The sequence below is a fragment of the bacterium genome, assembly GCA_030685015.1.
GTDB lineage: Bacteria > CAIWAD01 > CAIWAD01 > CAIWAD01 > CAIWAD01 > CAIWAD01.
The window spans coordinates 61,167-85,588 of the sequence record JAUXWS010000100.1 but is presented as its reverse complement, the minus strand read 5'-3'; the positions used below and the strand labels follow the sequence as shown (position 1 = coordinate 85,588).

Below are 24,422 nucleotides of genomic sequence, written 5' to 3'. Positions count from 1 at the left end.
GGCGGTTTGTGTATCCGCTATGTGGATGGCACAGGCCGGATCCACAACGGTCAACGCACGGGCACAATTGCAGGATATTGTCTGCGTGAGATCCCGGCCCCAGCTTTGGCAGCCGGGTCCGGGGCCGAAACCAGGGGAGGGGCGATGAAGCGGGATCCGCGAAAGGTCGACACCGGCGGGCGGGATAGCCCGATCGTGACGGCGCCGCGCTGCGGCAAGGAGCTGGATGGCGGCAGGATCTGCCAGGCTCTGGTGGTTGCGCCGGGACTGCGCTGCCAACACCACCAGGACGTGACGGCCGGCGACCTGGAGGCCAAGGTCGAGCTGCCGCCTGGCGTGGTCGTGCCGGAGGTCTTCGCCAAAGAGAAGGACCGGCAGCGGGCCCTGGAGGGCTACGTCGCTGAGGTCTACCGGGACTACGCCGGGCTGAACACGGGCGCGGACCTGCGCCAGATACTGGTGGCCGGCGCGGCCTACGTGCGCCTGCTCTACGACGGCGCGGCGCTGGACCCCAAGGCCATGGACTTCCTGTCCAAGATTGTGGACAGGCACCTGCGCAACTTGAAGGCGACGCCCAAGGAGCAGGGCGGAGGAGACAAGGGCAAGGGAGCGGGCTTGGGCGCGTTGGCGGCAGCCGCGGGCGTGGGCGCCTTGTTGGAGCGCGTGCGGGGCGTGCTGACCCCTGGCCAGCTGAAGGCCTTACAGGCCGGCGGTGCGCCGCGTGGGCTGGGCGTGGAGGCCATGGGCCGGCCAGGCGCCTGCATGGAAGTGGGCCAGGACGGGGACGAGTCGCCGGATCCCTTCGGGGATTGACGGGGCCCTGGGCCTGGCGTGGGGCGAAAACTGCAAAATCATGTCCGAGATCATGCCGCCCCTGTACGAGGCGGCTTTTGATAGTCAAAGGGATAGCATGCCAGGTGCGCAGGCAAAGGTCCGAGATTCGCTGTTATCGGACGTTTCAGCCTGGCCCGGAACGCCGGCCCGGCCTGGCCGGGTTAACTTATAAGTGAATCCGCCAGGCGCCGCGGGCCTGGTGGGCCTGGTCGAGAGCAGGCACCTGGCGGGCTGTCGCCGGCGCGTGCCCCGCCAGGCGTGGACGGGCCGGGCTTGGGGCGGATCGGGGCACAGCGGGCGGGACGCGGGCCTTTGGCGGGCGCGTGCGGGGCGGGCGCGAGCACGGCGTGCCCGAGGGCAGGCCTGGCCGGCAAGCTGGCCGGCGGGGATCCGGCTGCGCGTGCGCTGGAAGCGGCAGGTTGTGCCCGGGGCGCGGGCTTGGCGGGGCGGGCGTCGCTGGGCGCTTCCCCTTGGCGGCCAACAGGCACCTGGCGGCCGGCGGGGGGGGGTGGTCTGGGGGAAAGCGGTATGCCCCGCCGGGGCACCCCGGCTGAAAGGGGTCCTTCCGCGCGCGCCTGGTATTTCCTACTGGGCCGAGAAGTACACCTTGCATGGGCACGCCTGTGTTACATTGAGCCCGCAGCGGGGAGAAAAGTCAAATGCGCAGTTTCTATGAGTTTTTCGCCGGCGGAGGCATGGCGCGCGCTGGCCTTGGAGAAGGCTGGGAGTGCTCGTTTTCCAACGACTTTGATCTGAAAAAAGCGATCAGCTACGTTGCGAATTGGGGCAGTGATGACCTGAAAATTGGCGACGTCGCAAAGCTCACAACGGTAGATCTTCCAGGCCATGCGAACTTAGCGTGGGCATCTTTTCCATGCCAAGACCTCTCACTGGCTGGCGCTGGGGCGGGGCTTAGTGGCGAGCGTTCCGGTACATTTTGGCCTTTTTGGAAGCTCATCAAATCGTTGGTTGCCGAAAACCGAGCCCCCCACGTTATTGCGCTAGAGAACGTTGTCGGTGCAATTAGCTCTCATGATGGGAAAGACTTTGCCGCCATCTGCGCCGCAATTGCTGGAGCTGATTATCGATTTGGAGCAATGGTCATTGATGCGGCGCATTTTCTCCCACAATCTCGGCCACGACTTTTCATTGTTGGAGTGCATAAGTCGATTCCTGTTCCTCCCGCTCTCGTCGCAGAAGCGCCCAGTTTGGATTGGCACTCTTCGGTGTTAATCGAATCCTATGGCAAACTGTCTAAGCGATCGCAGGATTCTTGGATCTGGTGGCGTCTACCATCTCCCCCAGTTCGCACATCGATTTTTGCGGACTTGGTGGAAGAAGACCCACAGGGAGTCACATGGCACACAGGGGCTGAAACGAAAAAACTGCTCGCCTTAATGAATCCCCTCAACCAATTGAAGGTTAAGGCGGCCAAGATGGCCGGCCATCGTGTGGTAGGCACAATCTACAAGCGAACTCGCGCAGATGGACCAGATGGGGAGAAGATGCAGCGTGCTGAGATCAGATTCGATAATGTGGCTGGCTGCCTGCGCACGCCGACGGGTGGTTCAAGTCGGCAGATAATAATGCTCATCGACGGCAAGCACATTCGCTCAAGATTGCTTTCGCCGCGTGAAGCTGTGCGCCTTATGGGCCTTCCTGAATCCTACATCATTCCAGGTAGCTATAACGAGGCATATCATCTTGCAGGCGATGGAGTAGCCGTCCCTGTGGTTCGGTTCTTGGCAGAAAACATACTTGAGCCATTGTTGGCAGCTGTGGTAGATGAAGAGAAAAAGGCCGCATAATGACGGATCTACTTGATGCACTACACAATTTCAGCAAAGATCGAAGATTTGGTCAGAAGGGGTCGCTATGCGTGGCGCTCGTTGTCACTCAGCATGCGCGCAAGTTAGGCTTTCCACTTGATCCCGAGAAGCTGCTCACTGAAGGCGGAGGTCAGGTGCTTGGCCTGGGTAAATCGCCGGTCCAAGCTGTTCTGGTGAAGCATGGAATCGATCGCGTGCTCGCGGCTGAAGGCGGTCGTACGAGCCGTGGCAGCCTTAGCAACATGCGCGACTACGTAGGATTCCTCAATGGCGTGGCCAAGCAAGGTGAAGTAGATCTGGATTTGATTGAGGCCTACTGGATTGAGCGCGTTCACGCGTTCTTTGCTGCCAAGCCTTTCAAGATTCGACTTGACGCCTCGCGCAGTCTTCGCACTTTGGTTCGAGACGTCATTGCCCAAGCCGAAGAGCGCCAGAAGAGCAATCCGGGTATGCAGTATGCCGGAGCGGTGCTGCAACACTTGGTCGGTGCTAAGCTTGACTGTGCTATGGGTAGCGGCTCATTCAAGCATAACAGCTTTTCGACCTCAGACGCCCAATCCGGCAGAGCTGGCGATTTCTTCTTAGGCGACGTGGCAATCCACGTCACGACTTCGCCAGGCGAGGCTGTCATTGAGCGTTGCCGCGACAACATCAATGATGGTTTCCGACCAATTATCGTAACGATGGCCCGTGGTCTTACTGCCATCGAGGTTTTAGCTGAGAATGCAAATCTTGGCGAGCGAATTGACGTCTTTGAGGTCGAACAGTTTGTGGCACTCAACCTGTATGAGCTGGGCAAGTTCGCAGCGGATGGTCGACGAGTTGCAGTAAGCGACCTTGTGACACGCTACAACGAGATCGTGGAAGAGGTCGAAACCGATCCAAGTTTGAAGGTTGAGATTCACAAGTGACCGAGTCGCCGGAGCAGCGCAGCCGAATCATGCGCGCTGTGAAGTCGCGCGACACGGGGCCCGAACTTATTGTTCGTCGGTTGGTGCATGGCATGGGGTTTCGCTATCGCCTCCATCGTCGGGATCTGCCGGATGGTGCTGGCGTGCAAGTCGACTCCGCAGGTGAAGCGATGCTGGCCCGTGTAGAAGCGCATGGTCTCCTCCTTTCGGGATGTTGTTACTCCGCGTGTATCGGGCGATGCGCGCAGGGAGGAGACCTCTATGAGTATCAATGCTTGCAGCCGACTTTGCGCCTGTCACGGCGCTTGCTGCTGGTGCTGAAAGACTTTCAAGAGGACAAAGGCAAGCGCCGCGCCAAGCGCTGCGCGGCTGAAGCCACCGTTAGGCGATCAGCAGATTAAGAGATAGAGGACATATCAAGATGGATAAAGACACTCTTGCTTTTACGCTAAGGCTCATTTTTCAAAAATGGAAGCTATTTCATATTGCCTTCACTGGGCTAGGACTCGCGAGCGCAATTATTGCTCATCGCGAGTTCTCTTGGTGGACAATAAATCACACATTATATCTCGTTTGCGTTTTATTGTTAATTTCAATAATAGCAAAATGTATTTCATTCGCATATTCGCTGTTTAAAGAATCATTTCCGAAAATAAAGGCGGTGAGCTATATTAAAGGTGACGGACTTAACGCAGGTTTAACGCTTATTGTTTTTCAGCCGAATCAAAATATTAGAACTGGACAGCTAATCACGCTATTTTGTCAGAGCTCTGGAGCAAGACAGCCAGTATTAATAGCTCGAGTATTGGATTCGAATTTCAGTGAAGTACAAGCAGTGCCTGTTGGTAATATACAAGATTCGAAACTTCGGAAGTATTTCGAAGAAGACTCCAGGAAAGCTCTGCTCTTTGCTACACCTGAAGTTACTGCAGATAATCTAAACACAACAGTTCAGGGAGGATCTCATGTCTGATAGTCTCAACCCAAAGGTGGTGAAAATAGTTTCGCCATATCAAGTGATCGTAAATGTTGGATCAGACCATAAAATATCTAAAGGTCAAAAATTCTTGATTTATACGCTTGGTGAAATGATAACTGATCCAGATACAGGAGAAGAATTAGAAACTGTTGAAATCGTAAGAGGCACAGGAAGGGCGATCCATGTGCAGCAGAAAATAAGTACAATTGAATCTGACATGATACAATCCACGCCGGTTACAACAAAGAGAAAAACTGGGTTAGGGTCTATGGCTTGGGCGGTTGGGGATTTCGAAGAGACAGAGTTGAAGAAGGAAGAACTTCCATTTAATGAAGCACAAGTTGGTGACCTTGTTAGATTGATGCCAAACAGATAAAAATTATATCGCCTAACACTTATGAGGTCTCCAGAGTCAAGTAGGCGCAGAGATTCCTTCCGACAATTCTTCGGTTCTTTGAGATGAAGGCGTTGGGCGAATCCCGACTTGGTTTCACGGACTGGCGCAGGACGGATACTGCACCAAACACCTATCGAGGGTCACGGGCCGGCGGTGCCGACCTGGCATGTCAATGCCGATTGAAAACTGACACACTTTCCCTCTCCTCTGCTGATCCAAAACTGATACACCACCTCATGTCAATTGATGCGCGTTTTACCCGGCCCATCGCGAGGGTGCCGCACTCGAGTCGCATCCAGCCTTCGACCCAGCGGGGGTTGGTGCCGATCCGGCCCTGCCGCGCGAGTTCTTCTTCGATTGCCTTCTGGTACATGATGCTCTCCTTTGGCCCGGGCCGGCCTTGCGGCCGGCGCCAGGCGTGGGCTGGGTTTAGAAGTTGAAGTCGTGGTGGTGGTGGTGTCCGGCGCAGAGCGGGTGCCCTTGCTTGAGCGTGGATCCAGTCTCGATCCACCGGCCGTTCTTGCGCAGGGTGAAGACGGTCACCCGGGCGAGGTCGCTGGGCTTGATCTCCCAGCGCTGGGTGCCGCTGGTGTGTCCGCAGAATCCGCCGGGCGAGAAGACCAGGGCGTCGGGCTCGCCGGAGTTGGCACCGTTCAGCAGCCGGGCGTCGCCGTCCTGCATGGCGAGCTTGGTGCGCGTCTTGTTGATCTGGAAGACGTAGCCAGCGTGGCAGTCGCTGTAGCCGCTGCGGGTGACCGGGTCGCCAGCCTGGACCAGGTCGGCGAAGGAGTCGTGGACCTGGTGCTCCTTTGCGCGAAGCTGGTTGTGGGCGTCTTCCGCGTGCTCCGCCTCCTGCCGGCAGTGGTCCGCCAATCCAGCCCTGATGATGTTGCGGAAGGCAAGGTCGGCTTCCAGATACAGGCGCTTTGCTTCAGCCAGTTCCGCCAGCAGGGTCTGCAGCGGCGTGGCGTTCTGTGTGTCTGTGTTGTTCTGGGTGTTGGTCTTGGTCGTCATTGGTCTGTCTCCCTTTTTGTTGGGCATAACTACGCATCCGGACTTTGCGAAGTCAAGATAAAGATGAAAAAGAATCGGACCTTAGAAAACAAGTTATAGGTTGGCGCGAATAGCGAAAGGCCCCTTGCGGGGCCTAGTGATGCTTGGCGCGTGATGCTGGCTAGTTCTCGTTGTCCACCAGCTCGGTTTGCCAGGAGGGCAGGCTGACCATGAAGGCCATCCGGGCGGTCCCGTGCTGGTCGCAGGCGAAGCCTTTCACCCAGGTCGGCGTGACCTCGGTGGCGATGAACTCGACCAGGCGGCCGTCGGTGGAGAGGGTTGTCGAGGCGCAGCTGGCGCCGGAGAAGAGGTGCCGGCCCATGTTCCACTTGGCGGCCAGCCGGAAGCTCTCGGCGGTGAGGGCGCGCCGGCGTGCGACGAGGTCGGGCAGCCAGGGCTCGTCGCGCAGCATGGCCAGGGCGGCCGCGTCGTTTCCCAGACAGCGGGTCCGGGCCTCGTGGTAGGTCTTGGGCTCGGTAGCGGTTTGAGCGGTGGCGGTTTGGGTTTCCATGGGGTGCTCCCGTTTTGCAGTTGCTGGTGGTCAGGCGGTCGGGGTTTCGTCGCGGGCCATCTCGGCGTGGGCCGCGGCGTCCTGGATGGCATCCTTCAGGGCGTCGATCTGGGCCTGGATGTTGCCCATGTCGTGCCGGAAGCGCTAGTCGGCGCCAAGCTGTGCATGGGCCTGCTTCAGCGTGCTTTGCAGCGTCTCGGCCTGGGTGAGGGCGCGTCCCAGCAGGTAGAGGCCGGTGGCCAGGGGCGTGTTGGGCGTGGTCTTGGTGTTCATGGGGTGCTCCAGGGTTAGGCTGTGCGGGCGCGGCGTGGTTGGCGCGCGTGCGTTGTGGGGGCCGTGGCGTAGTTGCAGGCCTCAATCAGCGTGCTGTTGTAGTACGTGCATTCGGTGATGAGGAAGGCGCTGGGCGAGTCGGCATTGATGGTGGCGCTGCCGATTTTCCCTGGTGCCAGCTGGGCGCGGATCTGCTGCTCGATGGGCGATCCCCAGGTGGCGAATCCCCAGCGGCCGTTCTCGTACCTGTAGACCACGCCCAGGGCGCAGCTGCGGTAGTTGTAGAACATCCAGCAGGCGGCTTGTTCTTTTGAGTCGTGGTTGAGCATGGTGGTCTCCCTCGTGGTGAGGCCTGGGCGCGTGCGGGGCGCCCAGGCGCGTCCAGTGTTTAGCGGTCGCAGACGTTCCAGGCTGCCTTGTTGCCGTAGCCGAGCTGGCTGCCTTCGACCAGGTAGATGACCTCGGGCTTGGCTTCCGGGTCCTTGAGCGGGCCGTCCTCGTCCTCGTCGCCCATCTCTCGTCCCATGGCACGTTCGCGGGCGGCTTCGGTTTCCTCTTCGGCGATGTCGCTGGAGGATGCGACCCCGCAGATACTGTACTCGAAGGGCCAGTTGCTCTGGTTCATGAGTCTGACCTCGGCGTCCGGGTGGTCTTGGGCCAGTTCTTCCAGCTTGGCGATCAGGTCGGTGAGCAGCATGTCCGTGTCTCCTTGCCCTGGGGCCTGCGTTGTGCTTGCCCCCTCTTGTTGGGCATAACTACGCATCGGCACCTTGCGAAGTCAAGTTAAAGATGAGAAAGATTTGGACCGTTTGATAAGGCTAAAATGGTCAAAAGGATGGCTAGTCCAGTTAAAACGAGAAGCGCCCCTTTCGGGGGCGCTTGAGGCGGGAAGCGTTGGTGGTTACTTGCTGGCCCGGCCAAGTTCGAAGGCGGCGCGCAGGGCGTCCTTCAGCTGCAGCACGCCCACCTCGTGGAAGTCGAGCGCGTCCATCCGGCGTTCTTTGAGGGTCTCGATGCCCATGTGAATCCGGGCCAGCGCTTCCAGGTGGTCATCTTCAATCTCCAGGGGAGAGTCGTTTGCTGGGGCGGCCCAGAGCTTTGCAGCGGCGGGGAAGCCAATCCACTCGCCGTTCGCGCCAAGGCCGCGGTTGGCCATCTCGCCCTGGGCAAGCTGCGTCGTGTCGAGCTTGTCCGTCGCCATGAGCAGGAGGATCTGGGTTTTGAATCCCTGCATGAAAGCCGCGTCGTCTTCGCCCAGCATGTTGATCAGGTGTTTGCGCGTCATCTTCGTCATGAGTCTATCTCCTTGTTGGCGTTTGGTTTAGCGGAGTTCTTCGTATCCGGCGGCCAGCAGGCGCTCGCCCTCGGCCATGGTGACCACCCAGTATTCGCCGTTCTCGCCGTCCTCGTCGATGTCGCCCATGAAGAGGCGCGAGGCCTTGATCGTCCTTGCGGCGAAGGAGGCGGCAAGCGCCGGGTTGCGGAAGCGTGCCAGGGGGCGGGGCGTGTAGCCTTCGGCGTTCGGGGTGTTGGTCTTGGTCGCCATGGTGTCTCTCCCTTTGTGTTGGGCATAACTACGCATCGGCACCTTGCGAAGTCAAGTTAAAGATGAGAAAGTTTCGGACTATTTGGTAAGCCTAAAACACTCAAAGACATCCGATAGCCAAAAAACAAAAGAAAGCCCTGCAGAACAGGGCTTTGCGCTGGGGTTTACCGCTAGGACCCCAGCAGCGGACAGGGCATAAGCATCAATCCCGCCGGCTCTCGATGGCGGCCCGGAGTTCCTCGTCGGCCACGTGGGAGTAGATGGCCGTCGTCTTGGGGCTCTCGTGATCGAGGGCCACCTGGACGAGCCGCAGGTTGTTGGTCTTTCGGAGCAGGCTGGTGGCGAAGGTGTGCCGCAAGAGGTGCGGGTGGACGGGCCGGGTGATGCCGGCCAGCTCGGCCCATTGATTCAGCAGGCGCCGGATGTGCCGATCGCAAATGGCGCGTTCCTTCCAGGTCAGGAACAACGGCTCCTCTGCCGGCCGGCTGCCCACAATCCGTTTCAGCAGATCCCGCGTTTCCACGGGCACGAAGCGCGTCCGCTTCTTGTCGCCCTTGGCCACCAGCCGGATCATCTTCTCGTCCAGGTTCACGTCGCCCACGGTCATCCGGGCCACTTCAGCGACGCGGATGCCCGTGTCCAGCATCAGGCAGAAGAGGGCGCGGTCCCGGGCCTGGCACTTGAGGTCCGTCCGGGCCTTCAGCGTTTTGCGCAGGGCGGCTTCCTCGGCGTCACTCAGGTAGTCGGGCGCGGGGGTGTAGGCCCGCGGCTGGCGCATGGCGCCCAGCTCGGCGGCCAGGGGGTGCCCGGCCCAAGACAGGAATTGATTCACCACGGTCAGCGTTCGGCGTGCGGTATGACTTGACCTTCCCTCTCGGACGAGGTAGTGTGTAGCCTGCTGCAGGGTGAAGTCCTCAAGCAGGATCCCTTCCGCGTCCAGGTACTTGTCCAGGCGCTTGAGCTCGGAGAGGTAGGGCGTGAGGGTGTTGGGGGCGAGTCGCCGGGCTTTCAGGTGCTCCGCGAAGTCGGAGAAGCGGGGGTGCATGGGTCCTCCTTGTGTGTCGTTTCAGATGGCCGGGTGGGCATGGAGTGTCTGCCCGGCTCTCTCTCGGCCGTAAGTCTGCGTAGGAATGTCCGGGAAGTCAAGTCGGAACCTCTTGAGAAGCAAGGTGATGGCACTTCGTAAACCCCAGCCGGCCAAGCTCACCCAGGACGAGATCTCCTTCGCCCAGGTTCTGTTTGACCCCGTCGCCTTTGCGGCCGGCTTCCTCTCCCAGCTCGACGGCCCGGAGTCGGGCAAGCCCATGGCCCTCTGGCCCCACCAGGTGGAGGACGTGCGGGATCCGTCCCTCCAGATCGTCCACCAGGACGGTCGCGCGGTGGGCAAGACCGTGGACATCGTCGTGCAAGTTCTGCACTACGGCGTGACGGCCCGGAACGGGCGCATGCTGGTGACGGCGCCCAACGACGGCCATTGCAACAAGATCATCGAGGAGGTGGAGGCCCACCTGCAGAACAGCGAGTTCCTGATGGAGATGGTGGCCATTGACCACAATGGCCGGCATAAGATCACGCACAAGCCCTACTACCAGATGACCTGGAAGAACGGCACGATCATCTACGTCCGGCCCGCCGGCCCGACGGGCAAGAGCGTGCGCAGCCTGCACTGCGACAAGGTGCTGGTGGACGAGGCAGCCTGGTACCCGGAGCCCGCCTGGCGGGCGCTCAGGGGCGTGCTCAACCGCGGTGGCCAGATGCGCGCCTACTCCAATCCAAACGGCCTCAGGAATACGACGTACTTCAAGATCACGCAGCCGGCTAACGGCTGGAAGATCTACCACTGGCCCAGCTGGATCGTGCCCGGCCATTCTCAAGCTGAGACCGAGAGCTCCGCCAAGTTCTATGGCGGCAAGGACACGGCGGGCTTCCAGCACGAGGTGGCGGGCGAGCATGGCGCGCCGAGCTACGCAGCCTTCAACCTGCGCCAGTTCCGGGACTGCCAGCGCAAGCTGGAAAAGCTCTACCGCGTGGTCCGGATCGACGGCGAGGAGTTCAGCGCCATCCACTCGGTGGACGAGGCCTTCAGCCGGCTGGAGGGCGTGCTGGGATTGGACGGCGAGGCCCGCGGCACGTATTGGATGGGCGGCGACTTGGGCTACACCAACGACCCCAGCGAGCTGACGGTCTGGCAAGAGGATGAGCGCGGCCGCCTGCTGCCGGTCCTGCGCGTTCACAACGAGCGCATGCCCTACACCTACCAGGCGGCGATGATCGCCATCCTCGATGACCACTACGACTTCGCCGGCCTGGGCTTCGACGCCGGATCCAACGGCCTGGCCGTCGAGCACATCCTGACCACCGAGGACCGCTACGAGAGCCACCAGTTCGCCCATCGCCTGGAGACCTACGACTTCGGGGGCAGCCTGACCACGGGCTACGATCCGCAGGGGCGTCCGAAGGACCGGCGGATCAAGGAATACATGACCAGCCTGATCAACGGGCGCCTGGCTGCCAGGACCATTCTCTTCCCGGCCGGCGACGTGGACCTCGACTGGGAAGACCAGTTCTGCACGCATACGTACAGCCAGACCCACGCCGGCCGGCTGGTCTACAGCAAGGGCAACGACCACATCATTGACTCGACGCGGACGGCCGTGCTCCGGAAGGAGCGCGAGCTCCTGAAGCAGCTGGTGGATGACGGGATGAGCGAGGAGGCGGACTTTGTCATGCCCGTCTTGACGGAGCACGTGTTCGACTAGGAGGACCCCATGAAGCTGTTTGGATCCGGCACCCTTAAGCGTGGCCAGTCTGCGGACAGCGTGCTGGAGGTGGGCGAGGAGATGCAGACCCAGGCGGCGGCGCTGGATGCGTTCTCCAGCGAAACGGAGAGCGACGGCATCGCCAAGACCTGGCATGATCGCGGCGCCAAGGCCTGGGAGTACTACCAGCAGGAACCGATCATCAACAACTGCATCAACGCCTGGCGTACCCTGGCCATCGGCGAGGACTTCACCATCCTGGCGTCGAGCGAAGACTTGCAGAAGGACGTGGACGCCCTGAAGAAGCGGCTGAAGCTGAAGCGATGGCTGAAGGACGAGCTCCTGCAGCTCTTGACCAAGGGCGAGGCCGCGGCCTTCAAGGAGTACGGCGGCAAGGAGCAGGGCAAGACCGATGACGGCAAGCCCCTCTTCCAGGACTTCGCCCGCGTGAAGGTCCTGAACCCCTTGCTCCTGGAGACGACGGTGAAGGACGGCGAGCTGACCCAGGTGCGGTCCTTCACCCTGACGGACTCGGGGCAGGCGGCCGACCATCAGCCCGTGGCCCTGGAGCAGTTCCGGCGCTGGCTATGGGATGCCCCAGACTTCGCCGACCACGGCACCAGCATGGTGCTGCCGGCCTTCGAGTCCATCGAGCTGCTCCGGGACTACCGGCGCGCCGAGCGCGCCATCGCCAAGCGCTGGGCCATGCCTGTCCGGCTGATCAAGGTGGGCGGCCAGTTCGGCAAGACGGTGGTGATGCCCAAGGCCTCGATGCTGAAGGACATCAAGAAGCTCTTCGACTCGATGAACGCCCGCCAGGGCGCGGTGGTGCCGTTCTACGTGACCATCGACACCTACGGCGCCGAGGGCGAGACGCTGAAGACCGAGGAGAAGGTGAAGGAGTCCAAGAGCGACATCATCGTCGCCATGGGATTTACGCGCGCCTTGGTTTCGGGCGACGGGGCCAACTTCTCAACCGCCAGCCTGGGCTTCGCCAAGATCCAGCTCATGCTCTCGGATCTGCGTGACATCGCGCGCGAGATGCTGCAATGGGTGCTGGACGACTGGCTGGCCATGCGCGGCACAGAGGGCGAGAGCCTGCACATCGCCTTCCCGGAGATCGACCTGTCCGCCGGCGCCGACCAGCGCAAGGTGCTGGTGGACCTCTACGATCGCGGCCTGATCAGCGTGCGCAGCCTGCAGGCGATGATGGGCCTCTCGCCCGACATCGAGCAGGCGCAGTCGGCGCGGGAGTCCAAGCGCGTGATCGCGCCCCTGGCCCCTGGTGACATCGTCGGCCTGGCCCAGCAGGAGATGCTCACCCACGACCAGGTCTTCTACCTGCTGAACCTGGCCGAGCGATTGAAGGGCGCGCCGGAAGCGAAGCCCGCGGAGGGCGCGCCGGCCGCCCAGCCGGGGGACGTGGCGGGCCTGTACGACCAGATGGACCAGATCCTCCTGCAGCGGGCCCGGGTGGTGGCCCTGGAACGCGCTGCCCAGCTTGATGCTGAAGACGCCGCGGCGGCCTGATGCATGCATCCGCCTGCACCTGTGGCCGGCCGCGTTTCCCGCTGCCGGTGGGTGACCTCCTCCTGCAGGCGGAGGCGCTTCTGCTTGTCCAGGGCAGCCGGGCGCTGACGGCCTTTGCCCTCTCCCAGAAGCAGGCCATCGAGACCGCCACGGCCGAGAGCCTGGCCAAGGTCGGCGCGTATTCCGATGACCTCCTCAAGGCCAGCCTGTCGCACCTTGATACGGCGGCCAAGTCTGTCAAAGCCGAGATCCTGGCGCTGGGCGACCTCACGCAGTTCGCGCCCGATCGGCAGGGTGGGAAGCTCGTCCAGCTCTCCCGGCTGAAGGCCATGGAGAAGAACCTGGCCGTGGCCGGCGCCAAGCTCAAGCAGGACCTGACCCTCGCCTATCAGGGCATGACCGGGGACATGGCCAAGACCGGCATCGAGGGCACGCTGGCCAAACTCGGTGCCCTGAAGGTGGGCGGCTACCAGGCCTTGGGCCAGGCCGGCCGCGAGGCCCTGGCGGACGGGGCCTTCTCTCTCTTTCCGGCAAACGCCTTCGACTTCCTCTCTGGCTACCAGGTGCAGCTTCTGGGCAAGCTCTCGGACGATCTGGTGGGGGGCATCAAGAGCGCTGTGCAGGTGGGCCTGGCGCAGGGCGAGGGGCCGGCCAAGATTGCCCGTCGCATCGGCGGCATCGTGAAGGATCCGGCGGAGTTTCGCGCAGCGGGCAAGACGGTCTTCAAGACCGTGCAGCAGCGCGCCGAGCTGATTGCGCGAAGCGAAACCATGCGCGCCTACAACCAGGGCGCGGTGAAGTTTGAGCAGAAGATCGGTGTCACCAAGGTGATCTGGCTGACCGCCGGCGACGAGCGCATGTGCCCCGACTGCGAGCCCCTGGACGGCAAGGAATACTCACTTGTCGATCTTCCAAGCCAGCCCCTGCATCCCGCTTGCCGCTGCACGCACGTGCCTGGGGCTTTGGACCTTTCCGGCATCACGGACCTGGGGACCCTTGAGACCAAGATCGCCGGCGATGCCCTGGGGCAGGGGGTGGTCCAGGAGGCGCTGAAGAGTGGCGACTACGGGAAGCTCACCAGTGCCCAGCTGCGCGAGGTGGCCAAAGAGAAGGGCGTGTCCGTGGCCCGCACGAAGGCGGATCGGATCGTTTTCCTATCCGAGATGACGGGCCAGAGTGAGGAGTGGCTGGCCGGCCACACCATGAACGAGTTGGATGTTTGGTTCAAGAAGTACAAGATCGGCGCCTTGAAGACGAAGGACGAGCTGCTGGCGGCCATCTACAAGGCGGATCATGCCACGGACGCGGGAAAGCTGGCGGCGCTGAAACAGGCAGAGGACGCAGCGAAGGCGGCCAAGAAGGCTGCGGATGAAGCCGCTGCAAAACTGGTGAAGGCCAACCAGGCCGTGGCGGATTTCCATTCGGGGCTGGCCCAGTTGAAGGCACTGGAATCGGACCCGGCCCAGTTCGAAGCCTTCCACGTCCAGATGGACAAGCTCCTGGCTCAGGTCCACGGAAACTTGGATCTGCTGGGTCCGCAGCAGGCGGCGGACCTGGGCGGCTACCTGTCGAAGGCTCAAGACGTCTTCGCGTTCAAGGTGGAGCTCAATAGCCAGGCGGTGCTGCGTGATGTCTTGAAGGCTGCGAAGGTCAAGAACTTCCAGTGGTTCACGAAGGCCGAGTCCGTCACGTACCTGACCCAGAAGCCCCTGCAGCCGAAGATCGCCGAGCAGGTGGCGGCCAAGGTGGTGGCGGCCAAGGACGCAGCGAAGCTCAAGAAGGTTACGCCGTCCGCGGCGCCTGTCCCGCCCACAGCGCCTACCCCGAAGCACGTGGCCCCGACACACGCCCCTGCCCCAAAGCCAGCCCCTGCGCCCGCCCCTGCGGCAAGCCCGGCCGTCCAGGCGCGCAGCGCGGACGAGGCCTGGGCTGAGTTGAAGGCCCAGAACCCGTTCACCTTCGAGAAGGACGCCAGCGAGCTGGGCGGCGCGCACACCAAGTACTTCTATCGTGATCAGGCTGGCGATCGTTGGCTGTTCAAGCCGATCTCTGAGGAGTTCCGGGCCTGGGGTGACGAGGTGGCCTACCGCCTGGCGCGCGAGGTGGATCCGGACACGGTCGAGGTCCGCTTCATCGAGCTGAAGGACATGCACGGCCGGACGCGCGCCGGGTCGATCCAGAAGATGAAGACGGGACTGAGGAAGCCCAGCAGCTACGCGGACATCGACTTGGCAACGCTGGAGCAAGCGGAGCTGGCCCAGCTGCAGCGCGAGCACGTTGTGGATTGGCTGATCTCCAATCACGACGGCCACGTTGGGCAGTACCTGCGTGCCCAGGACGGCCACGTTTTTGGAATCGACAAGGGGCAGCTCTACAAGTTTCTGGGCAAGGACAAGCTCTCCCTCGATTACTACCCGAACAAGCCCTTCAACGCGGGCGAGCCCATTTACAACACCCTGATGCAGGCCTACCGTGACGGGAAGGTGAAGCTGGACTTGCGCGAGACCGGGCGGTGGATCCGCAAGGCGCAGGGGATCTCGGACGCGGCCTACCGCGAGATGCTCTTGCCCTACGCCGGACGGCGCTTCGCTGGGAAATCTGGTGCCCTGGAGGACTTCCTTCGGGAGGCCATCGCCAGAAAGAACAACCTGCAGGCGGACTTCGAGAAGTTCTACAGCCAGATTGAAACGGCGCGAACGGGCAAGAAGGTGGTCTTCCGGTTTGGGGAAGTCCCGTCGGCGCCCGCGGCGACACCGGGTGCAGAGGCAGGGGGCGCGTGGGCGCATGGAAGTCGAATTGACCTGAAGCAGGAAGTGGTGGCCATCCGGGAGTCAGGCTGGCAAGGGCGATCGCTGCCCGTGGACAAGGGCGACATCGAGGACCAGAACGTTCTCGTCCGCCAGGTCCTGGGCGCTGACGGCGAGAAGCAGACCATCCTGCAGTTCAAGCTACGCTTGGCGGCCGATAAGCGCCTTGTGAAACTCCTGAAGGTGAATATCGTCGGTGAGGTCCCGAAGGCACTGGTGGTGAAGGACGAATTCTGGGACACCATCCTGGCAGCAGTTAAGACGGCCAACTCGCACGCGAGCGACCTGGGCTTCAATACGTCGACACTGCGCGCAGCGGAGGACCTGCGACCTGTTCTCACGCGGCTGGCGAATGGGAGCAAGCTCATCGAGCGCGCCATGGCCCAGCAGTACCTGAAGACCCTGGACGAGATCTCGCACGCCGTGGAGGCCTCCATGGGCGGCACGGCGACGAAGCTTCCGGTAGTGAAGCCCTACGCGCCTTCGGCTGTGGAGTTGAAGGCCCTGCAGAAGGGTGTCGTGGACCCCGTGAAGGGGAAAGGCCTGCACGTGAAGACCAGCGAGCGGTGGACTGAGGATCGCATGATCGCGCGGGGGCGTGAGCTGGCGGTCGAGACCGAGCGAGTGCCCCTCTCACAGTTTTACTCAAGCCTCAATGACAAGCTGGTGGAGTATCACGTCGACCTGGGCGATGGCGTGGAGGCCGTCTACAAGCCCTTCCAGGGGACGGGCAGGTCGAGTGGCAAGAGCTTTGCCATGCAGGGGCGCATGTCGGTCAAGGTGCGCGAGGGGGTGTCGGAGAGCGCGGTTGCCAGGGCCATGGAGAAACTTAAGGCCTTGGGTTTGGACACGGCTCCTGCCACGGCCCTGGATGAGGAACTCATGTACCTGCAGAAGGTCGCCTACGCTGCCAAGATCGACGACAGCCCGGCCTTCCTGGCCGCGGCGGAAGAAGCCAGGAAGGCTACCACCGAGTCGGCCGTGCGCATCTGGCGCGAGGCCTGGAGCCGGCACTTGGGCGTGCAGGACGTGACCAAATTGCCGGATTACAATCCGGCCGGGGTCTATCAGGCGTCGACGACGGGCGGTCAAGCCGGTGCCGGCATGCGCGTGCAGTACCGTTTCGATGTGTCAAAAGAGACGCTGGCCAAGGAAATGGAAGGCTACGTGCTCATGCACGGCATGACGAAGGGCTCCGTGGAGGACTTCCTGGAGGCCGTGCTGCCGACCAACCGCTCCTTCATCCCGACCGCCGATCGCTTCAGCACGGGCGTGCCCATCGGTGGCATGAGTCCGGGCCAGGACATGAACACGGGCGGGGCGAGCTACTTCTTCACGCGCATCAAACACGCCACGGACAGCCAAGCTAACTCAATACGTTTTAAGGTCGACCTTCTACGTCGTGCCGATGTTATTAGCTATAACACAGACCATTACGGCAATGTGGTGGGGGACTTCGTGCGGAAGAACCGCATCACGAACCTCGATACGCTGAAACAGGTGGCTCGTTACACCGGCAACGAGACCATCATCAAGGGGGCGGTGCCCTTGCTGGAGGACATGGACTCCATTTTGGTGGGAGACAACGGCATCAAGGCAAGAGTCGTCGCCGTCTTTAAGAAACATGGCATCACCGTCTTGCCGGATGGCCGGCGGGTCGAGGACGTTGTGAAGGTGCTCTACCAGTGAGGGAGCAGATGAGCATCCAAGAACCGGAGCGATTGGCCTTCCAGGCTTATTGCGATTCCCTGATGGCGGGGTATGGCGCCACGGTGGTGGTGTATTTTGATGAAGGGGTGGACCGTATTGATCTCCCGGCCGCAGGCATACGCGTGCTGGAGGCCTCGCCCCTTTTCGATCGTCACACAGGCGAGGTGCGCTCTTGGCGCTACACCATTCTCTTTGCTGAGATGAGCGTGTTGGACATGCTCAATGCCGGGCATCCCGTGCATGTCTTTCGAGGCGAGGTGACCGAGCGTCTGCGGCAGTCCTGCTGGCTGCGCGAAGTGGACGGCGACAAGCGCTTCCTGCTGTGCACGAATGATCCGCACAGCTTGGACGAGCGGCAGGAGGCGACCTACAGGGCCTGGGATGCCGCGGTGAAGGACCTGGGTGGTGATGAGGCCCTCAAGGCGCTGCTGGACCAGCAAGCGGCCGAGTGGGCGGAAAACCTGCGGTCGACAGGGGAGATGAGCCGATGAAGGTCATCTGGTTTTACGTGTTCGAGTTCGACCCGGACTCCACGCGCAAGCAGCCCATTGGGGCGTGGATCACTCAGGACGGTAGTCTGGATTATGTGTTTGACCCCGCTTTCCCCGAGGACGAGAAGAAGCCATCCGACCTCATCAACGTCATGATGGAGCAGGGGCAGAAGCTGTTGTCCCGAGAGGCTTTCGAATATTGGCAGGGGAACCTGGGTTACTTCAGGTCCGCAAGCGAAATCCATGAAGAGGATGTTGACGATTACGTAGCCTTTTTCCGCCGAATGGAAGCGGCAGTCACAAATAAATAGTCCTACCCCACCTTTTTCTGCTCGCCCGTCTTGACCTATCCTCTCGGACGAGGCATCGTATCCCGTGACCATCATAAGTCGCGGGATTGCCATGCATTTCCTGACCGTCGAAGCTGCCCTCTTCCCCGAGCTTGTCGCCCATGGCGCTGGCGCGCCCACCCATGGCGTCCAGTACATCGGGAACAAGCGCAAGCTGCTGGGTTGGATCCGTGAGCAGATCCCCGAGGGCGTGAAAACCGTCGTGGACGCCTTCGCCGGCGGCGGCAGCGTCAGCTACATGCTGAAGCGCGAGGGCTTTTCCGTCCACTCCAACGACAGCCTCCATTGGCCCCATCACATCGCCCGGGCCATCCTCGTCAACCAGACCGAGCAGGTGACGGACGAGGAGATCGAGGCCCTGTGCCTGCCCAATCCGAAGGCCGGCACTTTTGTCCGGGACCACTACAAGGACAAGTTCTGGAAGCCCGAGATCCACGGCGTCATCGATGAGGTCCGCGAGAACATCGACGCCTTGAAGGGCTTCAAGAAGGACCTGGCCCTGGCTGCCCTGGGGGCCACCATGCTCTCGGCGCGCGGCTGGTTCCCGCAGTTCACCACCAGCAAGGTCAGCGAGGACGGCTACAGCCCTGAGCAGTTCCACAAGCGCCTGGGCGAGGTCATCCGACGCCTCAATTCCATGGTGCTGGACGGACCCGCCTGCACGGCGCAGCGCCTGGACGTGCGCGAGTTCCTGCCCAAGGTGAAGGCTGACCTGGCCTACTTCGATCCGCCCTACGTGACCGAGTTCAGCGCTGCCAATTACAGCGCCAATTACCACGCCGTGGATGCGGTGATGGTGAAGGGCGAGGGCCGCACGCCCAACGCCGACAGCGTCACGCGCATGGAAAAGACCCAGGGCGACCTGACCAAGGCCAACATCGCGGCCTTCTTCGGCGAGGTCTTTGCCGCGGCCGAGCACATCCCGGACTGGATCCTTTCCTACCGCGACCACAGCTACCCCAGCGAAGCCGAGCTGCAAGAGGTCTTCGAGAAGGCCGGGCGCGAGTTCCGGCTGGAGACGAAGGACTTCTCCTACGGCAGCCTGGCCGGCAAGAACCGGGACCAGGACCCGGCCAAAGCCAAGGAGTACCTGTTCGTGGGGACGGCGAAGAAGGACGAAGCGGCCAAGCCGGACAAAACCAGCGTGCCCAAGGAGGACGACGTGAAGGACAAGACCCCGGTGGATGCCGCAGCCATTGCGGCCATGCAAGCTGCAGCGGCGGACAAGAGCCGGATGACGGCACGCCTGGACGTCGGCCGGCTGGTGGCCGTGGCGGAAGCGAAGCCCGAGGGCGGCGAGGACCACGAGATCGCCTTCGTCCTGTGCCACGCCGGCACCAACAAGAACGCCGACCACTTCACGGTGGAGGAGCTGAAAAAGGCCGCACCCACGGCCGCCGGCGTGAAGATCGACCTGAAGCACGGCCAGAAGGCCCAGGACATCGTGGGCAAGACGGAGAGCGCGGCCTTCGAGGAGGCGGAAGGCGGTCGGGTGGTGTGCGCGGGCAAGCTCTTCACGGGCTCCGATGAGCTGGCGGCCAAGGCCCGAAAGCTCATCCACGAGGAGCTGATCACCAAGGTCTCGATGGAGTGCTCCTACGTCAAGGGCGAGTGCTCGATTTGCGGCCACACCCACACCACGGCGGCGGATCGCTGTGAGCACCTGAAGAAGCAGAAGGGCCAGAAGGTCGAGGGCAAGGACTGCTTCGAGATCCTGCGCGAGGTGACCTTCACGGGCGCGGGGCTTTTGGAGGGCAATGAGCCCGCCGACCCCAAGGCCGACATCACGTCCATGGCCAGTGAGCCGGATGGACGCATGCGCGCCTCGTCCTTCGGCGGCGAGGTGCCTGGGCGGGCGGAAGCCCAGTCCGAGACCGTCAAGCAGGTCCTGGTCCAGCAGGAGATCCGCGAGGACATGTGGCGGACGCAGGACGCCTTCCACTCGGTTGTCAACACCCTGGTTGCCCAGTTCGCGGCCGAGGCCGCCACGCTGGAGGAGACCAGCACGAAGATCCGCCAGGCCGCCAGCGACACGGCGGATCGCGTGATCCAGATCCTGACCACCATCAGCAAGGAGACGGGCAGCATGGAACAGTCCAAGGAACAGGCGGCCTCCCAGAAAGCCCTGAAGGACATGACCCCGGAGGAGCTTCTGAAGCACGCCGAGGAATTGGCGGCCCAGAACACGGACCTGGCGGGCAAGGTCCAGGCGGCCGAGGACGAGAAGGCCAAGACCGAGGCCACGAAGGCGGCCGAGGCCCTGGTGGTCCTGATGGAGAAGAAGGGCCAGACCTTTGCCGACGACGCCGCGCGCCAGGCCGAGATCGAGCGCCTGGCCGGCTTGTCCGACGAGGCGCGCAAGGCGATCGCGGACACGCTGAGCCAGCTGCCCGACAAGGAGGCCGCGCCCAGCGAGGACGCCTCCAACACCCAAGCGGTAATGGCGGCGGGCACGGGCGCCCTGCGCGCCAACGCGAGTGCGACGCCTCCGACGGAGGGCGACCCCGAGCCCAAGGACCTGAAGACCAAGCTCCAGGTGGGCTTCAATGCCGCCTACGAGGAGCGCGTGTCCCGCGAGCGTGGCGAGCCCACCAGCGGCGGGGCCGAGTAAGCATCACCCCGACCCGGTGATGCCGGGGCGGCATGTTCAACAGTCAGAAGGAGCAGATCATGTACAACAACTCTCACCCCGGCATCGAGTACGGCGACGGTGTCTTGAAGGGGCCGGGCACGCCGGGCGTGGTCGTGAAGAGCGTCGAGAGCAACGTGTTCAGTTTGCCCACGGCCACGGGCGACAAGATCGTGGGCGTGCTCAAGCGGACCGACAAGAACTGTGCCGCCCAGGCCGCCGGCGACACGACCCCTTGCGTCGTGGACACGGGGGCCTTCGTCTTCCAGACGGACCAGTTCACCGGCTCGCCGGCCTACGGGAACAACCTGACCTTCGACGCCACCACGGGCAAGCTGAAGGTGGCCACGACGGGGCTGCAAATCGTGGGGCGCGTGCTGTCCGTGGACGGGACCGAGATCACCGTCCTGTGGACCAATCACGGCCTGGTGGTCTAACCGCCCGGGGCGTGACTGCTACCAGGCATCAAGCAAGGAGATTGCACGTGAAGACGAACAGCACGAAGGATCCGCAGTTCATGGAGACCATGGCGGCCTTGATGGCCGAGTCGCTGCGGACGGAGAATGGCCTCTACGCCCTGGCCGAGGCCGTGGCGCCGGTGATCAAGCTCGACATCGAGCGCCGGAACATCGTGCCCCTGGTCCTGACCGAGCACACGCTCAAGGCCGGGCAGGAGGCCAAGTACCAGAAGCGCGCCGCCCTGCGCGCCTTCTACGTCGGCGTGGGCGGCCAGGCTCATCGCCAGGAGGTGAACGCGGACACGGAAGTGACCTTCCCCATCTTCCGCATCCACGCCAACCCCGAGGTCGATGTCAGCGACCTGGCCAACGGCAACATCGGCGCCATCACCGACATGCAGACCGATGCGGCCAACGCGATCCGCACCAAGCTGAACGTCAAGGTCGTGGACCTCTTGTCGGCCGCGGCCGCCACGCTGCCCTCGACCAACGTGGTCACGATCTCCGGTGGCAAGCTGACCGACACGGGCCTCTACACGGCCATCGGCAAGATCAACGACCTGGAGCTGACGCCTCGGTTCATCCTGATCCGCGGCAGCCGCATCATCGACCTGAAGGACTTCGGCCTGGACAACGAGTCCCGGCGCGAGTTCGTGGAGAAGGGCATCCTCAACCGCCTGCAGGGCGCGGGGCTGATCAACAGCGCGTCCATGAAGACGGACGAGGTGATCCTCCTGCCGGACATGGAGGTGGGCAAGTACGCCATCCGCACGGCCCTGCGCGTGGATCCCGAGAAGAAGGGCTTCAAGGTGGGCTTCCTGACCTGGCAGGAGTGCGCGATGGGCATCACGCGCCCCGACCTGGTCTTCAAGGTCGTCATCACGGCCTAGGCAGCCGACTCGCAGGAACGACATGGCCGGCCGGGGACTTGCCCGGCCGGCACTCTCCCCAGGACAGGAGGACGCATGTTTCAGGTAAAAGCCAAGACCACGACGGTGGTGATCGGCGACTGGGTGTTCCAGGTGAACGCGCCGACCCTCATTCGTGGCGAGCTGCCGGAGCTGGTGGGCAAGCACGAGCACCTGCTGGAGATCATCGAGCTCGACGAGGAGCTGCTTGCCCAGGTCGCCAACCCGGCGGGCGGCGGGCTCACGGCGGACGGCATCGACCACACGGGCGAGGATGCCAGCACCGCGGACGGCGACGTGGACAAGGACACAAGCGGCGAAGATCCCCTTGCGGACCCGTCGGCCGGCACGACCGACCCTGACCCCGACCCCGTCGTGGGCGAGGATGATGGCGGCGCCGCGCCGGATCCCTTCGCGGATGCGGATGAGCTTCTGGTGCCCGCGCCGGCCCCGCCGGTGGCCCCGCCCAAGTCCCAGACCCGGACCTCGCGCGGTGGGCGGCGGTAGCTGACCCATGGCCACCACGATCACCACCCTCATCCAGGTTCTGCGCGGCGAGCTGGTCGCGGCCGACGAGGCCGATCTGACGACCGAGCAGCTGCGCAATGCCCTGAAAAGGGGAGTGGCGGCCATGAACCGCGACTTCGAGCGGTCTTACCTGGTGGAGGCGGACCAGGAGACGATCACGCCGGAGCTGACGGACCTGGACATGGAGCTCTTGCTCCTGGCGTCCACGCCCACCTGCTGCCGGATCGAGATCGCCAAGGCGTCCCGGCGCCCGAGTTTCAAGGCAGGTGCCATTGAGATCGATGCCTCGCGTGCGGTTGGCGCCTGGCGCGAGCTGCTCAGCCACGCCCAGGGCGAATACCAGCGGCTGGTGGATCTCAGCGAGGGCGATCGCCTGGCGGCCCTGCAATCCCTGCTCTTTGAGCGCGGATCCGTCATCGAAACGGATGCCGCATGAGCTATTTGACGGCATCCGAGGCGGCCCTGGCCCTGCGGGATGTGGCGGACATGCTTGTCTCGACAGGCGACGTCATCCAGCTCCTGGGGCGCCAGGCTCCCACGTCCACGGGCTTTGCGGGAGACCCAGGCGAGAGCTTTGGGTCTCCCGTCGCCGTCCCGGCCGTCGTGACGGCCAAGGCCCCGGAGGATCTTTTGCAGGTGGGGCACGAGCTCTTGGTGATCGTGGGGGCGACGACGGTGGTGGCCGAGGGCGACGAGTTCACGCACGGTGGGCATCGCTACCGCGTGGTGGATATCGTGCCCAGAGACCTTTTCGGCACGGTGACGCATCTGGAGCTGTCCACCAAGCAGCTGCACGGAGGCGTCTAATGCTGGACGGCGTGACCATGCTGCTGGACAAGAAGGCCCTGGGCAAGACCCAGAAGCTGCTGAAGGCCTTTCCCGGCGTCCTGGCCAAGAGCCTGGCCCTGGCCATCCTGCAGATCGCGCAGGTCGTGCAGGCCCAGGCCAAGACGAGCCTGCGCGATGAGGGCGCCATCGATCTGGGGGCGCTGCGGGCCTCGATCCACATCGTCGTGGTGAGTCCCCTGACCGTCCTCGTGGGAACGCCCAGCGAGTACGCCGCGCCCGTGGAGTTCGGAACGGTGGGGCACTTCGTCAAGGTGGACAACATCCCGGGCCTGCGGGAGTGGCTGGTGAGGCATCGGATCCCGCAGGGCGAGACGCGGACCTATTTCTACGTGCATCCCAAACCCAAACCCTTCATGCAGCCGGCCTGGTTGATGGGCGTGGCCATGGCGCCGACAACCGTCGAGCATGCGGTGGAGCTGGCGTTCGCAGCCGTTGGGAAATACCTGGCATGATCGTTGAGCGCGCCTTCGCCCAGCACCTGGTCAGCCTTTATCCCGGGCTGCATGCGTTCAAGGACGACTTGGCGTGGACGCAAGCCGGCGAGAGCTGGCCCTGTGTGCTGGTCACCAAGACGGCCGAGCGTCTGGACGGGAAGGGCACGGGGCGCTACGACCTGCGCTGGTGGGACGAGGACGCGGGCGAGTGGGTCTACGAGAAACACTGGAACCGTCGCCTGTCCCTGCGCCTGACCGTGCGCAGCGCGGCGCTGGGGACAAAGAGCGGCGCGACCCTCGTGGACGAGGTGGCCGAGGCGATCCGGGCCCTGCTGCGCCGGCACGCCACGGGCCTGGCCCTTGACCTGACGGACACGGATTCGGGCGCAGGCGTTCACCTGGAGCGCGTGCGCGGACTGGGCGAGAGCGACCAGAGTCCGCAGATTTCCAGCGCGCCCTTCGAGGCCCAGCGGACCGTGGATGTGGAGCTTTGGGCGCGGGTGGTGGACGAGGTCCAGCGCGCGCCGGTCATGGAGTCGATTTCGCAGACCATCGAACTGAACTAGGGAGCCTAAGCATGCCAAAGGACAATAAGCCTCCGGACGAAGTCGGTCCGCCGAAAGAGCTGGCGGAGAA

27 protein-coding genes and 1 pseudogene are annotated in these 24,422 nt (G+C 63.0%); 19 read left to right on the top strand and 9 right to left on the bottom strand.

Annotated elements, in window-relative coordinates; translation table 11 throughout:
* The first annotated feature begins 144 nt into the window (after window positions 1-144).
* The 6 genes and pseudogenes from Q8O14_14675 (at window position 145) to Q8O14_14650 (ending at window position 4,929) form a co-directional block, all read left to right on the top strand.
* Entirely contained in the window at window positions 145-813 is a 669-nt protein-coding gene (locus Q8O14_14675; GenBank protein ID MDP2361970.1) for a hypothetical protein, read from the top strand.
* Window positions 814-1,493: 680 nt separating this feature from the next.
* Entirely contained in the window at window positions 1,494-2,642 is a 1,149-nt protein-coding gene (locus Q8O14_14670; protein MDP2361969.1) for a DNA cytosine methyltransferase, read from the top strand.
* Window positions 2,642-3,574 carry a DUF4928 family protein gene (locus tag Q8O14_14665; GenBank protein ID MDP2361968.1) on the top strand — a complete coding sequence of 311 codons (933 nt, stop codon included), beginning with the start codon at window positions 2,642-2,644 and terminating at the stop codon, window positions 3,572-3,574. The genes Q8O14_14670 and Q8O14_14665 overlap by 1 nt, the downstream gene beginning before the upstream one ends.
* 29 nt (window positions 3,575-3,603) lie before the next feature.
* Window positions 3,604-3,705 (top strand): annotated as a pseudogene (locus Q8O14_14660) (very short patch repair endonuclease).
* A gap of 290 nt (window positions 3,706-3,995) precedes the next feature.
* Entirely contained in the window at window positions 3,996-4,547 is a 552-nt protein-coding gene (locus Q8O14_14655; protein ID MDP2361967.1) for a hypothetical protein, read from the top strand.
* A complete protein-coding gene (locus Q8O14_14650; GenBank protein MDP2361966.1) occupies window positions 4,540-4,929 on the top strand; it encodes a hypothetical protein in 390 nt (129 codons plus the stop codon). Before Q8O14_14655 ends, Q8O14_14650 begins: the two co-directional genes overlap by 8 nt.
* A gap of 190 nt (window positions 4,930-5,119) precedes the next feature.
* Here Q8O14_14650 and Q8O14_14645 read toward each other — a convergent pair whose 3' ends face one another.
* The 9 genes from Q8O14_14645 to Q8O14_14605 all read right to left on the bottom strand — a co-directional run bounded on the left by Q8O14_14645 (window position 5,120) and on the right by Q8O14_14605 (window position 9,378).
* Complete coding sequence (locus Q8O14_14645) at window positions 5,120-5,323, bottom strand: hypothetical protein (GenBank protein MDP2361965.1); 204 nt, start codon at window positions 5,321-5,323, stop codon at window positions 5,120-5,122.
* Window positions 5,324-5,379: 56 nt separating this feature from the next.
* Window positions 5,380-5,964, bottom strand: coding sequence for a hypothetical protein (locus Q8O14_14640; protein MDP2361964.1), 585 nt, complete (start codon window positions 5,962-5,964; stop codon window positions 5,380-5,382).
* A 160-nt stretch (window positions 5,965-6,124) separates the two neighbouring features.
* On the bottom strand, window positions 6,125-6,514 hold the full coding sequence (locus Q8O14_14635) for a hypothetical protein (protein ID MDP2361963.1): 390 nt from the start codon (window positions 6,512-6,514) through the stop codon (window positions 6,125-6,127).
* Window positions 6,515-6,658: 144 nt separating this feature from the next.
* Entirely contained in the window at window positions 6,659-6,787 is a 129-nt protein-coding gene (locus Q8O14_14630; protein ID MDP2361962.1) for a hypothetical protein, read from the bottom strand.
* 14 nt (window positions 6,788-6,801) lie between these two features.
* Complete coding sequence (locus Q8O14_14625) at window positions 6,802-7,116, bottom strand: hypothetical protein (protein ID MDP2361961.1); 315 nt, start codon at window positions 7,114-7,116, stop codon at window positions 6,802-6,804.
* Between the two features lie 59 nt (window positions 7,117-7,175).
* Window positions 7,176-7,484: a hypothetical protein gene (locus Q8O14_14620; GenBank protein MDP2361960.1), complete on the bottom strand. Its 309-nt coding sequence runs from the start codon at window positions 7,482-7,484 to the stop codon at window positions 7,176-7,178.
* Between the two features lie 204 nt (window positions 7,485-7,688).
* Window positions 7,689-8,081 carry a hypothetical protein gene (locus tag Q8O14_14615; GenBank protein ID MDP2361959.1) on the bottom strand — a complete coding sequence of 131 codons (393 nt, stop codon included), beginning with the start codon at window positions 8,079-8,081 and terminating at the stop codon, window positions 7,689-7,691.
* 27 nt (window positions 8,082-8,108) lie between these two features.
* Window positions 8,109-8,333, bottom strand: a complete 225-nt coding sequence (locus tag Q8O14_14610; GenBank protein MDP2361958.1) for a hypothetical protein — start codon at window positions 8,331-8,333, stop codon at window positions 8,109-8,111.
* Between the two features lie 202 nt (window positions 8,334-8,535).
* A complete protein-coding gene (locus Q8O14_14605) occupies window positions 8,536-9,378 on the bottom strand; it encodes a tyrosine-type recombinase/integrase (protein MDP2361957.1) in 843 nt (280 codons plus the stop codon).
* 127 nt (window positions 9,379-9,505) lie between these two features.
* On the opposite strand from Q8O14_14605, the gene Q8O14_14600 reads away from it, so the two are divergent.
* The 13 genes from Q8O14_14600 (at window position 9,506) to Q8O14_14540 (ending at window position 24,352) form a co-directional block, all read left to right on the top strand.
* Window positions 9,506-11,092 carry a hypothetical protein gene (locus Q8O14_14600; protein ID MDP2361956.1) on the top strand — a complete coding sequence of 529 codons (1,587 nt, stop codon included), beginning with the start codon at window positions 9,506-9,508 and terminating at the stop codon, window positions 11,090-11,092.
* 9 nt (window positions 11,093-11,101) lie between these two features.
* On the top strand, window positions 11,102-12,622 hold the full coding sequence (locus tag Q8O14_14595) for a hypothetical protein (protein ID MDP2361955.1): 1,521 nt from the start codon (window positions 11,102-11,104) through the stop codon (window positions 12,620-12,622).
* On the top strand, window positions 12,622-17,118 hold the full coding sequence (locus Q8O14_14590) for a phage minor head protein (protein MDP2361954.1): 4,497 nt from the start codon (window positions 12,622-12,624) through the stop codon (window positions 17,116-17,118). Before Q8O14_14595 ends, Q8O14_14590 begins: the two co-directional genes overlap by 1 nt.
* Before the next feature lie 8 nt (window positions 17,119-17,126).
* Window positions 17,127-17,630, top strand: a complete 504-nt coding sequence (locus Q8O14_14585) for a hypothetical protein (protein MDP2361953.1) — start codon at window positions 17,127-17,129, stop codon at window positions 17,628-17,630.
* Window positions 17,627-17,941: a hypothetical protein gene (locus Q8O14_14580; protein ID MDP2361952.1), complete on the top strand. Its 315-nt coding sequence runs from the start codon at window positions 17,627-17,629 to the stop codon at window positions 17,939-17,941. Before Q8O14_14585 ends, Q8O14_14580 begins: the two co-directional genes overlap by 4 nt.
* A 91-nt stretch (window positions 17,942-18,032) precedes the next feature.
* On the top strand, window positions 18,033-20,591 hold the full coding sequence (locus Q8O14_14575) for a DNA adenine methylase (GenBank protein ID MDP2361951.1): 2,559 nt from the start codon (window positions 18,033-18,035) through the stop codon (window positions 20,589-20,591).
* A 59-nt stretch (window positions 20,592-20,650) separates the two neighbouring features.
* Window positions 20,651-21,046, top strand: a complete 396-nt coding sequence (locus Q8O14_14570; GenBank protein ID MDP2361950.1) for a hypothetical protein — start codon at window positions 20,651-20,653, stop codon at window positions 21,044-21,046.
* 47 nt (window positions 21,047-21,093) lie between these two features.
* Window positions 21,094-21,957 (top strand): hypothetical protein, encoded by an 864-nt coding sequence (locus tag Q8O14_14565; protein MDP2361949.1) that lies wholly within the window; start codon window positions 21,094-21,096, stop codon window positions 21,955-21,957.
* A 75-nt stretch (window positions 21,958-22,032) separates the two neighbouring features.
* A complete protein-coding gene (locus Q8O14_14560) occupies window positions 22,033-22,482 on the top strand; it encodes a hypothetical protein (GenBank protein ID MDP2361948.1) in 450 nt (149 codons plus the stop codon).
* A 7-nt stretch (window positions 22,483-22,489) separates the two neighbouring features.
* Entirely contained in the window at window positions 22,490-22,939 is a 450-nt protein-coding gene (locus Q8O14_14555; GenBank protein MDP2361947.1) for a hypothetical protein, read from the top strand.
* The gene (locus Q8O14_14550; GenBank protein ID MDP2361946.1) at window positions 22,936-23,310 is read left to right on the top strand and encodes a hypothetical protein; all 375 of its coding nucleotides are present in this window, start codon (window positions 22,936-22,938) and stop codon (window positions 23,308-23,310) included. The genes Q8O14_14555 and Q8O14_14550 overlap by 4 nt, the downstream gene beginning before the upstream one ends.
* Complete coding sequence (locus tag Q8O14_14545; protein ID MDP2361945.1) at window positions 23,310-23,804, top strand: HK97 gp10 family phage protein; 495 nt, start codon at window positions 23,310-23,312, stop codon at window positions 23,802-23,804. Before Q8O14_14550 ends, Q8O14_14545 begins: the two co-directional genes overlap by 1 nt.
* Window positions 23,801-24,352 (top strand): hypothetical protein, encoded by a 552-nt coding sequence (locus Q8O14_14540; protein ID MDP2361944.1) that lies wholly within the window; start codon window positions 23,801-23,803, stop codon window positions 24,350-24,352. Before Q8O14_14545 ends, Q8O14_14540 begins: the two co-directional genes overlap by 4 nt.
* Window positions 24,353-24,422 lie beyond the last annotated feature (70 nt).

Bases quoted from the DNA above. Each gene is read 5' to 3' on its own strand.
- Q8O14_14675 (MDP2361970.1), top strand. From the start codon at position 145: ATGAAGCGGGATCCGCGAAAGGTCGACACCGGCGGGCGGGATAGCCCG.
- Q8O14_14670 (MDP2361969.1), top strand. From the start codon at position 1,494: ATGCGCAGTTTCTATGAGTTTTTCGCCGGCGGAGGCATGGCGCGCGCT.
- Q8O14_14665 (MDP2361968.1), top strand. From the start codon at position 2,642: ATGACGGATCTACTTGATGCACTACACAATTTCAGCAAAGATCGAAGA.
- Q8O14_14655 (MDP2361967.1), top strand. From the start codon at position 3,996: ATGGATAAAGACACTCTTGCTTTTACGCTAAGGCTCATTTTTCAAAAA.
- Q8O14_14650 (MDP2361966.1), top strand. From the start codon at position 4,540: ATGTCTGATAGTCTCAACCCAAAGGTGGTGAAAATAGTTTCGCCATAT.
- Q8O14_14645 (MDP2361965.1), bottom strand. From the start codon at position 5,323: ATGTACCAGAAGGCAATCGAAGAAGAACTCGCGCGGCAGGGCCGGATC.
- Q8O14_14640 (MDP2361964.1), bottom strand. From the start codon at position 5,964: ATGACGACCAAGACCAACACCCAGAACAACACAGACACACAGAACGCC.
- Q8O14_14635 (MDP2361963.1), bottom strand. From the start codon at position 6,514: ATGGAAACCCAAACCGCCACCGCTCAAACCGCTACCGAGCCCAAGACC.
- Q8O14_14630 (MDP2361962.1), bottom strand. From the start codon at position 6,787: ATGAACACCAAGACCACGCCCAACACGCCCCTGGCCACCGGCCTCTAC.
- Q8O14_14625 (MDP2361961.1), bottom strand. From the start codon at position 7,116: ATGCTCAACCACGACTCAAAAGAACAAGCCGCCTGCTGGATGTTCTAC.
- Q8O14_14620 (MDP2361960.1), bottom strand. From the start codon at position 7,484: ATGCTGCTCACCGACCTGATCGCCAAGCTGGAAGAACTGGCCCAAGAC.
- Q8O14_14615 (MDP2361959.1), bottom strand. From the start codon at position 8,081: ATGACGAAGATGACGCGCAAACACCTGATCAACATGCTGGGCGAAGAC.
- Q8O14_14610 (MDP2361958.1), bottom strand. From the start codon at position 8,333: ATGGCGACCAAGACCAACACCCCGAACGCCGAAGGCTACACGCCCCGC.
- Q8O14_14605 (MDP2361957.1), bottom strand. From the start codon at position 9,378: ATGCACCCCCGCTTCTCCGACTTCGCGGAGCACCTGAAAGCCCGGCGA.
- Q8O14_14600 (MDP2361956.1), top strand. From the start codon at position 9,506: ATGGCACTTCGTAAACCCCAGCCGGCCAAGCTCACCCAGGACGAGATC.
- Q8O14_14595 (MDP2361955.1), top strand. From the start codon at position 11,102: ATGAAGCTGTTTGGATCCGGCACCCTTAAGCGTGGCCAGTCTGCGGAC.
- Q8O14_14590 (MDP2361954.1), top strand. From the start codon at position 12,622: ATGCATGCATCCGCCTGCACCTGTGGCCGGCCGCGTTTCCCGCTGCCG.
- Q8O14_14585 (MDP2361953.1), top strand. From the start codon at position 17,127: ATGAGCATCCAAGAACCGGAGCGATTGGCCTTCCAGGCTTATTGCGAT.
- Q8O14_14580 (MDP2361952.1), top strand. From the start codon at position 17,627: ATGAAGGTCATCTGGTTTTACGTGTTCGAGTTCGACCCGGACTCCACG.
- Q8O14_14575 (MDP2361951.1), top strand. From the start codon at position 18,033: ATGCATTTCCTGACCGTCGAAGCTGCCCTCTTCCCCGAGCTTGTCGCC.
- Q8O14_14570 (MDP2361950.1), top strand. From the start codon at position 20,651: ATGTACAACAACTCTCACCCCGGCATCGAGTACGGCGACGGTGTCTTG.
- Q8O14_14560 (MDP2361948.1), top strand. From the start codon at position 22,033: ATGTTTCAGGTAAAAGCCAAGACCACGACGGTGGTGATCGGCGACTGG.
- Q8O14_14555 (MDP2361947.1), top strand. From the start codon at position 22,490: ATGGCCACCACGATCACCACCCTCATCCAGGTTCTGCGCGGCGAGCTG.
- Q8O14_14550 (MDP2361946.1), top strand. From the start codon at position 22,936: ATGAGCTATTTGACGGCATCCGAGGCGGCCCTGGCCCTGCGGGATGTG.
- Q8O14_14545 (MDP2361945.1), top strand. From the start codon at position 23,310: ATGCTGGACGGCGTGACCATGCTGCTGGACAAGAAGGCCCTGGGCAAG.
- Q8O14_14540 (MDP2361944.1), top strand. From the start codon at position 23,801: ATGATCGTTGAGCGCGCCTTCGCCCAGCACCTGGTCAGCCTTTATCCC.